Source organism: Lysinibacillus sp. NPDC096212 (assembly GCF_044763105.1).
Taxonomy (GTDB): domain Bacteria; phylum Bacillota; class Bacilli; order Bacillales_A; family Planococcaceae; genus Lysinibacillus.
Genome location: NZ_JBIWFQ010000003.1, coordinates 294801 through 306187 on the forward strand (window position 1 = coordinate 294801; position 11387 = coordinate 306187).

The window sequence follows — 11387 nt, forward strand, 5'->3', positions numbered from 1 at the left end:
AGGAGGGGCTTTAGTGGCCACACTAGATAAAGATTTATTAGCAATTCAAGAAATGAGAGACGCCGTGAGACATGCCAATATGGCACAGGCTGCTTACATGCAGTATTCACAGCAGCAAGTTGATCATATCATCAAGGCTGTTGCAGATGCCGCATTTAAAGAGGCAGAACGTTTGGCAAATATGGCCGTTCAAGAAACAGGAATGGGCATACCTAATCATAAAAAAATGAAAAATGAGGTAGCCTCTAGAGATGTCTATGAAGATATTAAAGATTTGAAGACTGTTGGTGTCGTTGGTGTCGATCGAATGAAAAAAGTGACAGAGATTGCTAGTCCGTTTGGAGTCATCGCGGGCATTGTACCAACGACAAATCCAACATCAACAGCAATCTTTAAAACACTTATCTCATTGAAAACTAGAAATGGTCTCGTACTAAGCCCACACCCATATGCGGTTAATTGTACAAAGGAAGCTTTAGAGATTTGTAGAGTAGCTGCAGAACAAGCAGGAGCACCAGAAGGATTGCTACACTGTTTAACAATGTCTTCTATGGAAGCTACGCAGCAATTAATGAAGCACCCAGATATTCACTTAATTTTAGCGACTGGTGGTGGTGCACTAGTAAAAGCAGCCTATAGTTCAGGCAAACCTGCTTATGGTGTAGGACCAGGAAATGTGCCAGCTTACATTGAAAAATCGGCGAATATATCCAAATCTGTTCGCCAGCTTGTCCAAAGTAAGTCTTTTGATAACGGTACAATTTGTGCTACAGAACAATCGATTATTGTAGATAAAGTCATTGCCGAACAAGTTTTAACAGAGCTAAAGAAAAACAACGCTTATATTTTGAGTGATGAAGAGAAGGTGAAGATGGAGAAGTTGATTTCTCCTATCCCTGGGAAGGTAAATCCTCAAATTGTAGGTAAGTCAGCAGCTTGCTTAGCTGATTCTATCGGTATTACCGTGCCGGAAGATACAAAAGTACTTGTTGGTATGGAAACGATGATTGGCAAAAACATTCCATTTTCACTGGAAAAACTATCACCGATATTTGCGTTATACACTGTCGAGGACAGTACAGAGGCAAAACAGGTGATGATTGATTTATTAAACATAGGTGGACGCGGGCATACATGCTCGATTCATACAGAAAATACAGCTTTAGCTGAGCAGTTTTCAGTTGAATTACCGGTGTCTAGAATTGTTGTTAATACATTATCATCCATCGGCGCTGTTGGTGGAACTACTGGATTGGCCCCATCCTTTACATTAGGGTGTGGTACGTTTGGTGGCAATATTACGTCCGATAACATTACAGCGAGACATTTATTGAATATTAAACGTATGGCTTACGGCATTAAAGATGTAGAAGTGCCAAAACCAGAATTTTTAGCAAAACCAGTAGTAGAGAATATCAAGGCACAAGATCCATCTTTGGATACAGCAGTAGTTCAACAAATTGTTGATCAAGTATTAAAACAAATAACATTACAAAATAAATAATTTGGAGGAATGACAAATGAGTACAGCATTAGGAATGGTAGAAACAAAAGGATTAGTAGGAGCAATTGAAGCAGCAGATGCAATGGTGAAGGCTGCTAGCGTTAATTTAGTAGGAAAAGTACATGTTGGTGGCGGTATTGTCACTGTATTAGTTCGTGGTGATGTCGGCGCAGTAAAAGCAGCTACAGACGCAGGTGCAGCAGCGGCCCAACGTGTTGGAGAACTTCTATCAGTTCATGTAATCCCACGCCCACACCATGAATTAGAATTAATTTTACCAAAAGCAGAAGCTTAATTTTATTTCTGTCCAGACAAGGGCGACGGAAAGAAAAAGTCGGAGTGACGGATAGAAGTCAAAGCGACGGAATGAAGATCCGAGGCGACGGAAGGTAGTCAAAGCGACGGAAAGAGGGTCCGAAGCGACGGAAAGAATCATCGAAGTGACGGATAGAAAAGCCGAAGCGGCGGAAAGAAGTGCCAAAGTGACGGAAAGAGGGTCCGCAGCGACGGAAAGAATCCCAGGAGCGACGGATAAAAATCAAAGTGACGGATAGAAGGTCCGAGGTGACGGAAAGAATCCTCGAACCGACAGATAGAACATCATAAACGGAAGGGCAGGATGTTACACATTGCGTCTCATCCTGCTTCATTTCCTATAACAATATAGCGAAATAGATATAGAGGTGGCTAACTTGAATACAGCGACAAAAACATTTCCTGTGGCCATTTCAGCTCGTCATATACATGTCAGTGAAGAAGATTTACAGGCACTTTTTGGTCCGAATGCAGCGCTAACGAAGGATTTTGATCTTTCGCAGCCAGGACAGTTTGCAGCTAAAGAGCGTGTCTCTATTGAGGGACCAAAAGGTATTCTTCACAATGTACGTGTATTAGGTCCTGTAAGAGCGGCAACACAGGTGGAAATTAGTCGAACAGATGCAATGAAATTAGGATTAACCCCTCCTTTGAGACAATCGGGTGATATTGAAAGTTCAGCTGGCATCAAATTAATCAATCAAGAACAAGAAATTATCATTAAGCAGGGAGTCATTATTGCACAGGCACATATTCATATGACGGAAGAAGATGCGTTAGCATTGGACGTTCAAAATAATGAATTAGTATTTGTTGAAGTTGATAGTGAGCGACCTGTGACATTTCGAGGGGTTGTAGTTCGTGTATCAAACGATTTTAGTTTAGAGATGCATATCGATACAGATGAAGCAAATGCTGGCTTTATTGAACAACAAGCCCAAGGAAGAATTATTAGATCATTGACATAAGGAGGAGGTTAGATGCAGGAAAATTTAATCCAAGAAATTGTTGAAGAAGTATTACAACAAGTTTTAAAAAATCAGCCTTCCTCTCAGCATGACGGAAAGATCCCTGTCGGTGTATCAGCACGACATGTTCATCTTGCTCAAGCGGAAGTGGAGCAGCTTTTTGGTGAAAACTATCAATTAACACCTAAGTTTGAGCTTTCGCAGCCAGGACAATTTGCTGCTGAGGAAACAGTTGTTATTGCTGGTCCGAAGGGATCTATTGAACGAGTACGCATTTTAGGCCCTGCTCGTTCATTATCTCAAGTAGAAATTAGCTGGACAGACGCGATGAAATTAGGGGTTAAGCCACCTTTAAGGGTATCAGGAGATATTAAAGGCTCTAGCCCCGTTACACTTATTGGTCCAAAGGGCAGTGTCGTGCTAAATGAGGGACTCATTATTGCACAAGCACATATTCATATGTCACCAACTGACAGTGCTCAGTTCCAAGTAGTGGACGGACAATCGGTACAAATTAAAGTAGAAGGTATAAGACCGATTATTTTATCAAATGTAATGATTCGCGTTTCAGAGCGTTATCGATTGGAGATGCATATCGATACAGATGAGGCAAATGCCGGTTTAATCCAGCAAGGTGCATTTGCGGAAATTGTCAATGCTCAAGCTAAGGGACAAATGAATGTTCAAGAACTTTCGCCAGTCGTAAGTCAGGCTGAAAAACCATTAAGCTATCAATTTGATAAGAAACTACTTTCGCAAGTAGAAGTGCTTGAAATAGAGGCGCAGGAAATTGTGGTTCCTAAAAAAACAATTGTGACAGCATTGGCGTATGACAAAATACGAGAGCTGAATAAGACGTTAACAATTCGCTCTGAGTAAATATAGTCCATACGGGATAAAGAGGTGAAGTTCATGCAGATGGGCAGAGTGATCGGTAGTGTATGGGCAACACGTAAAGAAGAAGGGTTGAATGGCTTAAAATTATTAATTATTCAACCAATCGATTCCAATCAACAGCCGATTCGTACAGAAATTGTAGCAGCTGACCGTATCGGGGCAGGAATTGGAGATGATGTGCTCATTACAAGTGGTGGATCATCCCGATATATTATGAAAGAAAATCCATTGCCTATCGATGCGGTCGTTATAGGTATTATTGATTCTACGGAAGTGATGCGAGGTGAGGAAAATGGGTAGCGCAATTGGAATGATTGAGACGAAAGGATTAGTTGGTTCTTTTGAGGCAGCAGACGCGATGATAAAGGCGGCAGATGTGACCATCGTCAAACAAGAATTTGTTGATGGTGGCATCGTTACTGTAGTAGTTAAAGGTGATGTTGGTTCAGTTCAAGCAGCTGTTGATGCTGGAAAAGAGGCGGCTAAACGCGTTGGAGAACTATTAGGCGCTCACGTAATTCCGAGACCTGATGAAGATGTTTTTCAGATGATTAAAGGACCGGAAGCACTGAAGAAAAAGCCGGCACCAGCAGCAACACGTGCTAAAAAAACGACGGAAACAGCAGCCACTGACAATCGAGGTGAGGCAAAATGACATTTCGAAAAAGTAAAATTGCTGTCATCGGTGCTGGTCATACTGGTGCAACTTTAAGCTTATTTTTGGCACAAAAAGAGCTAGGAGATATTGTCCTGTTAGATATTCCAGAAGCGGAAAATCCGACAAAAGGAAAGGCGCTGGATTTATTACAAACAGGACCAATCGAAAAGTTTAATGTTTCTATTAAAGGAACGAGCAATTATGAGGATATTGCTGGAGCAAATATTGTCATTATTACAGCCGGTATTCCTCGTAAACCAGGAATGAGCCGAGATGACTTAGTGACGACGAATGCAAAAATTATTCAACAAGTATCTAGACAAATAAAACATTATGCTCCAAACAGCATAGTCCTTATATTAAGCAATCCAGTCGATGCCATGACCTATGTCTGCTATAAGGAAACAGGCTTTCCGAAAAATCGTATCATCGGTCAATCAGGTGTATTAGATACAGCGCGTTTTAATACATTTGTAGCACAAGAACTGCAAATTGCACCAGAGGATGTATCAGGATTCGTCTTAGGTGGACATGGCGACGAAATGGTCCCTTTAATTCGATATTCCTATGCTGGAGGGATCCCATTAGAAAAACTAATTCCTCAAGATAGACTACAGCAAATCGTAGAACGTACACGTAAAGGTGGCGGAGAAATTGTTGGTTTATTAGGCAATGGCAGTGCTTATTATGCACCAGCTGCTGCCTGCGCACAGATGGTTGAAATCATCATGAAAGATCAACGTAAAATAATTCCTTCTATCGCCCTACTAGAAGGAGAGTATGGTTACCACGAATTATTTTTAGGGGTGCCGACAATATTAGGTGGCAATGGTATTGAATCAGTCATTGAATTGCACCTGACAAATGAAGAAAAAGCGGCGCTCCATCAATCGGCAGAAGCCGTTAAACAAGTATTAACAATTTGTCAAAACATTTAACTTCTTTGATATGTAGGATCCCCAACTATATATCTGTTGTTATAAATTTTTGCCCTTAAAAATGTTTGATTGGAAACCTAACATTGGACTTGAAAGCTAGTAAAACTCCCCGTATTTATATAAAAGTAGAAGCTCTCCTTGATCGTGAAAACGATGAGGAGAGCTTCTTTGGTATATACAACTCAAATTGAGCAATTTAAGATAGGGTGAATGTTTAGACACACCTGCTGAAAAACGGCTTGGTAGCCACCGGAACGCACGTAATGCAGTACCCATTAATTTTCCTTCCTTTTATGTAAATATGGGAATAATGATAGTAATCCTAGGATAGCTAAACCAACGCCAATCCACAGTGGTGATATATAGCCATATCCTTTACTAATACCTAGGCCGCCAAGTGATGAACCAATAACAATACCAAGCGTAATAAAAGAACTATGAATGGTATTTATCATCGTGCCATTATTAGCAGTTTTCATCACCCTCGCCACCATAGCAGGATTCATTGCCACTCCAGTGAAGCCAATAAAAACAGTAGTAATAACTGCAACATATTTATTCTCAGCTCCTAAAGCAAATAAAGACAATGCTACGATTAAAATAATCAATCCACACAAAAGTGTTTCCATTGTATACTTATCAGCAAATTTGCCAATCATTATATTCCCAATGACTGTTGCACTACCATAGAGAGCAAGTAAATAGGGAATACTTGCGCTTGAAAAGCCTGTGATATTTGTAAAGATTGGCGTGAAATAACTAAATGCTGCAAACGTACCACCTATAATAAACATACTTGTTATGTACGCTGCCCAAAGATGAATATTTTTAAAGCGCATGAGCTCATCTTTCCAGTTTAAACGTGCTTTGTTTGGCGATGATGGTAGTAACAATTGAATCATAATCCCGGAAACTAGTACGAGAATAGAAACAAACCAAAAACTCGTACGCCAGCCAAAATTTTGCGAGATAACTGTTGTTATAGGTAAGCCTAGGACTGTTGCGATCATTAAACCTGCAAGAACAATAGATGCAGCTTTTCCCCTTGAATTAGGAAGAACCAATGTTGCAGAAAAGGATATGGCAACACCAAATGCTGAAGATGAAGCAATACCGGTAATAATGCGTGAAACCATCATACTATCATAGTTCCAAGCGATAGCTCCGAGCGATTGGCCAATTAAAAATACAAACATTAAAAATAATAAAGCTTGTTTACTGCGTATTCTTAAGAGAATTGCCGTTAAAATGGGACCTCCTATCACCATTGCTCCTGCATAAGCTGTAATTAAATACCCGATTGAAGATATAGGAACCTGAAATGCAAGAGCAAGCTCGTTCATCATACCTGCAACCATAAATTCAGATGTAGTCATACAAAAAATTGCTAGAGCTAGTAAATAAATAATCGATGGCATAAAAACACTCCTAATTTATTATTGTAACGATTGGTACAAAAATGATGCTAAAAAAGAGCGCACTAAGCGCCAAAAATAGATTCCAATGTTCCATTCATAATTTGCTCAGACAACATCCGATTTTGCATCGAAACATTAAGAACACGAAACCCGTAATAACTGCTTAAAAATAGACTAGCTAATTCCTCAGCTGTTTGCTTTTTTGAAATTTCGCCAGTTCGTAATCCTTCCTCCATTACTTTTTCAATAGCTAGTTTAAGAAGCTCGACATGCCGTGAGAAAATTTCTTGAACCATTACGTCATTTTTAGCTTTTTCCACACTCGCATTAATTAATAAACAACCCTTTTGATCGATATTCTCAAAATCTTCCTTTAATGCCCATTCGAAAAAATTACAAAACCGCTCTTTCAATGGAATTGGAGCATTTAATAATTCCTGCTGTTCCTTAATTCCAAACTCATGGTAACGTTCTAATACTTGTTTATAAAGTTCATGTTTACTACCAAAAGTATTGTATAAGCTACCTTTCCCGAGTCCAGTATCATTGCATAAATCCTGTGTAGAACACCCCTCATACCCTCTTATCCAAAAAGTTTTCATAGCGACATCTACAATTGAGGAATAATCAAACTCTCGGGGTCTGCCTCGTTTAGTCAAATTTATCCACCTCTCGTTTACATTAATAGAATATCTTTTTTGTACTAAACGGTCAATAAAATTTTTCAGTCAAGTAAAGTTAAAGATAAAGGTAGTAAAGCATAAGTCTTGATTGACTTTGCCCTAAGGGAAAGGTGTATAAATGAATTGTAGCAAGTAACAAATCAAAGAGTGAGGTGGTTTTGTGCTATCAATTGGAGAATTCTCGAAGATATGTGGTGTCTCCACAAAAACACTTCGATATTACGATGAAATTGGATTAATTAATCCAGATGTGATTAATGCTGAAAGCGGTTATAGGTATTATTCCATTGAACAACTAAAAAGGATGCTCTATATCAACCGTTTAAAATCCTATCGTTTTTCCCTTGAAGAAATTAGAACTATGATGGAATTAGAAGAGGATCAATCCGAAGAAATGCTTTGTTCAGCCCTTAACAAAAAGAAAAATGAAATTCAAGAAAAACTAAAGGCTTTTGAATATCTTGTTAAACAACTAAGTCATGATATTGCAAACTTAGAAAAGGGTATACCAATTATGTCGTACCTTGACGATATCGAAGTACAGCTGGTTGAAACAAAGCCAATAAATATCCTTTTTAAGCGTCTAATAATGAGCAGTGATGACTATTCATCGGGATACGGTACCTATTTTAGCAAGTTATATGAAAAAATTGCGAAGGAGCAGCTCACTTTACTCGGTAAGCCGATGACAATTTACCATAGCCCTGAATTTAATCCTACTGGTAATGATACTGAGTTCGCTATTCCAATAGCTGAGTCTATCAAAGGAACGAGAGATTTGCCTGGTAGCCTCTGTGCTAAATCCGTTTTAAAGGGAGCATATCCCGAATTAACATCTGTCTATGCTAATTTGATGAAGTGGATTGAAAACGAGGGTTATGAATTGATATTGCCGCCATATGAAATATATGTAACAGATCCACATCAAGCAAACTCCCCTGGAGATTATATTACTGAGGTATATTTTCCTGTAAAGAAAAAATGACAAAACGACCATTAGGAGGTTCCTATGCAAACAACAATAAATTGGCACAAGGTAGAGCCTGAAAGCATATATATGAATAATGAAAAGCTTTCTAAGCTTGAGCACATGGTAAAAAGTGATTATCACAATATAAATGGCATTGTAATTATTAGAAATGGTCATTTAGCCTATGAAAAATATTTTAACGGCAAAGGTCCTGATGAATGTCACCATGTAGCTTCTGTTACCAAAAGTGTACTATCTGCGCTTATAGGCATCGCTATTGATAAAGGGTATATTAAAAGCGTTGAAGAAAAGGTGTTAGATTTTTTCCCTAAATATATTTCTGATGCTGATAAGCAGAAACAACAGATTACTATACGACATCTTCTCACGATGACAGTACCATATCCATTTGAGGATTGGCATGAGCCACTAGATGTTCTATGTCAACAGCAGGATTGGATAAAATATACACTTGATATAATGGGTAAAAACGGTGATTTAGGCGCATTTAAATATTCTACAGCTGGCGCACATTTATTGTCAGCTATTCTTACTGAAAGTACAGGTAAGAGTGCACGAGCGTTCGCTAATGAACATTTGTTTACACCGCTTGGCATGAAGGAAATTCCTGACTATCAAATGAACGCATATGGGTTTGATGATTTATTCGGGAAAAACGTTAAGGGGTGGGTACATGATCCATACGGTCATTCGACAGGTGGATGGGGGCTAACATTAACTACTCGTGATATGGCACGATTTGGCTACCTTTATTTAAACAATGGCATTTGGGATGATAATAGAGTTCTCTCAGAGACATGGATTCGTGAATCCACGGAAATGAACCATAATAATTACGGTTATTTATGGTGGCTACGACAAGAAGATGGACTTTCTACATATTCAGCAATGGGGGATGGAGGCAATATGATTTGTTGTATACCGAAGATGAATATGGTTGTGGCAATTAGTTCAGAATTCATCATGAATCCACGAGATAGATGGCCATTAATGAAAGAGTATATAATCCCAGCGGTAATTTAAATTTTATGCTGTACATAAAAGAGAAAGATATATGAGTTATCCAAATAACAACTTCTTATTACAATTAAGTTAATCCTCTCCGAGTAGAAATGAAAAATGCGGCTAAAGTCATTTACATTCCTAACTGGGGAGGTTTTTTTGAGAGGGCAGTAGTTCAAAAAAATATCTAAAAAATGGACTGTTTTTTTTCTTTTAAATTATACTTTTATTAAGAATTTATTAAATAAAGAGAGGGAAAGAAATGAGTAGTTATTTGGTTATCCTTTTAGTCATTATTCTTCTTATGTTAAGGGAGAAAAAAGTTAGACCAACTCGAATGTGGATAATACCGATTTTGTTAATTGGGATAACGTGTACTTCCGTTTTAAATTCAGATAAATTAACGCCGATAAGCTTTGTCTTGTACTTCATTTGTTTAATAATTGGCATAGGTATCGGGATATGGAGAGGAAAATTAGAAAAAATTCGTGTTAATCATGAAAGTGGAATCGTAACTACACAAAGCTCTGTAGCTGGAGTTATATTATTTCTTGGCATTCTTCTTTTGCGTCTACTTGCAGCAAAATGGGGAAAAGAGCATGCTGTCATATCATTAACGAATGCTCTTATGTTTATACCGCTTGGTAGTGTATGTGCTCGCCGGTATATTATTTATATGAGATACAAACAACTTACGGGATGAAATAAATATGGATTTAAAATGGTTCTTTCGCTTTTTACAAAAAATTGGTACAGAGAATCGAACACAAGCGGTTGTATATGCCATTCGCAATAGAATAGTTTTGTAGATATAAAATTGTGAACAGTTATTATTGCTATAAAAATACTATAAAGTCCATAATATACAAAATTTTCGAAAATATGATAAAATAGTAGCGTGAAAAGGAGGATGAAGTATGACTGTTCAACAATTTACTGATTATGTAAAAAAAATGCAGCACTACGGAGAAGCATTAAGTGTGATTTATTGGGTAACTAAACTGTCGTGACAAATTTAGATAAAACTATACAAATATGTATAGAAATATAGATTTATAACAGAATACCCTTCGTATCAAGCGATTGGTGCGAACTCCACGTTAATTGCTTTTAACTCCTAAAGCCTTGTGACCAAAGCGGAGCTGGAAACGGCAGACGTAACGGTGCGAAAGCAGAAAAAACAACAAGGATAGCATAAGCTGAAAAAAATCACTCAGTGTCTGTAAAGGATCATCGTGACAACGGAAAACGGTGGCGCTAAGTGCTTTGACAATGGATGTTTAGCAGCGAAACTCCTAAATCTCTAATGAGACAAGGAGGACGTTCAACGACTATCTCCTTGAGGGAGAGTAAAACCGCAAGCGAATGGCGGAAGAAAAATGTGGCTCTTATCAGAAGATAAGATGAAGATATAGTCTGCGCTTATGTGAAAGCATAAGAGGTCTACTCGTGAGAGAAAGACTGCATTGAGGGTTGCGTCTTAGTGTGAACAAGAAAAATATATACAACTATAAAAAAATGTTAACAACCTCTCTAAATAGGGTAATGTGATTTTATCATAGTGAAAGAGAGGTGGTACGCATGGAATTAATGTCCATAGAGAAATTTGCTAAACGTGTTGGTGTAAATGTTGTAACGCTAAGAAGAATGGAAACAAAGGGCGAGAATGTATCTTCTGGCGGTACGAGATATTACTCTGTTGAACAATTAAAACAGTTCGACAACGCACCAGACACACAAAAGTTGGTAATTGGCTATTGTCGAGTCAGTACACCAAGTCAAAAAATTATACGGTCGAAGAGAACTAAATGGTTGATTGACGAGGTGGAAAAACAATGATATTGGCGACAAAAATAAGACTAAAACCAACTAAAGAACAAGAGGTTTTGTTTTGGAAGTCTGCGGGGACTGCGAGATAGGCTTACAATTATTTCTTGGCTGAAAGCGAACGTATTTATAACGACGAGAAGCGCACAGTCAAAGAGGGCGAAGTTCGTAAGAAAATCAATAATG

Annotated in this window: 13 protein-coding genes and 1 pseudogene; 12 read left to right on the forward strand and 2 right to left on the reverse strand. The window is 38.3% G+C overall.

The annotated features are described in order from the left end of the window. The first annotated feature begins 13 nt into the window (after window positions 1-13). The 7 genes from ACIQ7T_RS04840 (at window position 14) to mdh (ending at window position 5280) form a co-directional block, all read left to right on the forward strand. Entirely contained in the window at window positions 14-1504 is a 1491-nt protein-coding gene (locus ACIQ7T_RS04840; RefSeq protein ID WP_370082181.1) for an aldehyde dehydrogenase family protein, read from the forward strand. A 16-nt stretch (window positions 1505-1520) separates the two neighbouring features. Continuing rightward, window positions 1521-1799, forward strand: a complete 279-nt coding sequence (locus ACIQ7T_RS04845) for a BMC domain-containing protein (RefSeq protein ID WP_053482447.1) — start codon at window positions 1521-1523, stop codon at window positions 1797-1799. Window positions 1800-2196: 397 nt separating this feature from the next. Continuing rightward, a complete protein-coding gene (gene pduL / locus ACIQ7T_RS04850) occupies window positions 2197-2787 on the forward strand; it encodes a phosphate propanoyltransferase (RefSeq protein ID WP_370082170.1) in 591 nt (196 codons plus the stop codon). 12 nt (window positions 2788-2799) lie between these two features. Further along, window positions 2800-3666, forward strand: coding sequence for a phosphate propanoyltransferase (locus tag ACIQ7T_RS04855; RefSeq protein WP_370082169.1), 867 nt, complete (start codon window positions 2800-2802; stop codon window positions 3664-3666). A gap of 33 nt (window positions 3667-3699) precedes the next feature. Further along, window positions 3700-3984 (forward strand): EutN/CcmL family microcompartment protein, encoded by a 285-nt coding sequence (locus ACIQ7T_RS04860; RefSeq protein ID WP_132359031.1) that lies wholly within the window; start codon window positions 3700-3702, stop codon window positions 3982-3984. After that, the gene (locus ACIQ7T_RS04865; protein WP_370082167.1) at window positions 3977-4339 is read left to right on the forward strand and encodes a BMC domain-containing protein; all 363 of its coding nucleotides are present in this window, start codon (window positions 3977-3979) and stop codon (window positions 4337-4339) included. The genes ACIQ7T_RS04860 and ACIQ7T_RS04865 overlap by 8 nt, the downstream gene beginning before the upstream one ends. Further along, the gene (gene mdh / locus ACIQ7T_RS04870) at window positions 4336-5280 is read left to right on the forward strand and encodes a malate dehydrogenase (RefSeq protein WP_370082165.1); all 945 of its coding nucleotides are present in this window, start codon (window positions 4336-4338) and stop codon (window positions 5278-5280) included. The genes ACIQ7T_RS04865 and mdh overlap by 4 nt, the downstream gene beginning before the upstream one ends. 275 nt (window positions 5281-5555) lie before the next feature. Here the strand turns inward: mdh and ACIQ7T_RS04875 are convergent, their stop codons facing one another. Both ACIQ7T_RS04875 and ACIQ7T_RS04880 read right to left on the reverse strand, forming a co-directional pair. Continuing rightward, window positions 5556-6698 carry an MFS transporter gene (locus ACIQ7T_RS04875; RefSeq protein ID WP_370082163.1) on the reverse strand — a complete coding sequence of 381 codons (1143 nt, stop codon included), beginning with the start codon at window positions 6696-6698 and terminating at the stop codon, window positions 5556-5558. Window positions 6699-6760: 62 nt separating this feature from the next. Next, window positions 6761-7357 carry a TetR/AcrR family transcriptional regulator gene (locus tag ACIQ7T_RS04880; protein ID WP_402868916.1) on the reverse strand — a complete coding sequence of 199 codons (597 nt, stop codon included), beginning with the start codon at window positions 7355-7357 and terminating at the stop codon, window positions 6761-6763. 184 nt (window positions 7358-7541) lie between these two features. On the opposite strand from ACIQ7T_RS04880, the gene ACIQ7T_RS04885 reads away from it, so the two are divergent. From ACIQ7T_RS04885 to ACIQ7T_RS04905, 5 genes and pseudogenes are all read left to right on the forward strand, one after another. Beyond that, window positions 7542-8366 carry a MerR family transcriptional regulator gene (locus ACIQ7T_RS04885; protein ID WP_370082159.1) on the forward strand — a complete coding sequence of 275 codons (825 nt, stop codon included), beginning with the start codon at window positions 7542-7544 and terminating at the stop codon, window positions 8364-8366. Between the two features lie 24 nt (window positions 8367-8390). Beyond that, entirely contained in the window at window positions 8391-9395 is a 1005-nt protein-coding gene (locus ACIQ7T_RS04890) for a serine hydrolase domain-containing protein (RefSeq protein WP_370082157.1), read from the forward strand. Between the two features lie 241 nt (window positions 9396-9636). After that, on the forward strand, window positions 9637-10077 hold the full coding sequence (locus ACIQ7T_RS04895; RefSeq protein WP_370082155.1) for a CcdC protein domain-containing protein: 441 nt from the start codon (window positions 9637-9639) through the stop codon (window positions 10075-10077). 878 nt (window positions 10078-10955) lie between these two features. Then, window positions 10956-11159, forward strand: a pseudogene (locus tag ACIQ7T_RS04900) (MerR family transcriptional regulator); the annotation flags it as partial. 50 nt (window positions 11160-11209) lie between these two features. Beyond that, entirely contained in the window at window positions 11210-11293 is an 84-nt protein-coding gene (locus ACIQ7T_RS04905; protein WP_402868935.1) for a helix-turn-helix domain-containing protein, read from the forward strand. Window positions 11294-11387 lie beyond the last annotated feature (94 nt).

What these genes read in the sequence shown, in the direction of transcription:
- ACIQ7T_RS04905 (WP_402868935.1), top strand. Translation starts at nt 11,210, where the DNA reads ATGATATTGGCGACAAAAATAAGACTAAAACCAACTAAAGAACAAGAG.
- ACIQ7T_RS04855 (WP_370082169.1), top strand. Translation starts at nt 2,800, where the DNA reads ATGCAGGAAAATTTAATCCAAGAAATTGTTGAAGAAGTATTACAACAA.
- mdh (WP_370082165.1), top strand. Translation starts at nt 4,336, where the DNA reads ATGACATTTCGAAAAAGTAAAATTGCTGTCATCGGTGCTGGTCATACT.
- ACIQ7T_RS04845 (WP_053482447.1), top strand. Translation starts at nt 1,521, where the DNA reads ATGAGTACAGCATTAGGAATGGTAGAAACAAAAGGATTAGTAGGAGCA.
- ACIQ7T_RS04895 (WP_370082155.1), top strand. Translation starts at nt 9,637, where the DNA reads ATGAGTAGTTATTTGGTTATCCTTTTAGTCATTATTCTTCTTATGTTA.
- ACIQ7T_RS04890 (WP_370082157.1), top strand. Translation starts at nt 8,391, where the DNA reads ATGCAAACAACAATAAATTGGCACAAGGTAGAGCCTGAAAGCATATAT.
- ACIQ7T_RS04875 (WP_370082163.1), bottom strand. Translation starts at nt 6,698, where the DNA reads ATGCCATCGATTATTTATTTACTAGCTCTAGCAATTTTTTGTATGACT.
- ACIQ7T_RS04860 (WP_132359031.1), top strand. Translation starts at nt 3,700, where the DNA reads ATGCAGATGGGCAGAGTGATCGGTAGTGTATGGGCAACACGTAAAGAA.
- ACIQ7T_RS04865 (WP_370082167.1), top strand. Translation starts at nt 3,977, where the DNA reads ATGGGTAGCGCAATTGGAATGATTGAGACGAAAGGATTAGTTGGTTCT.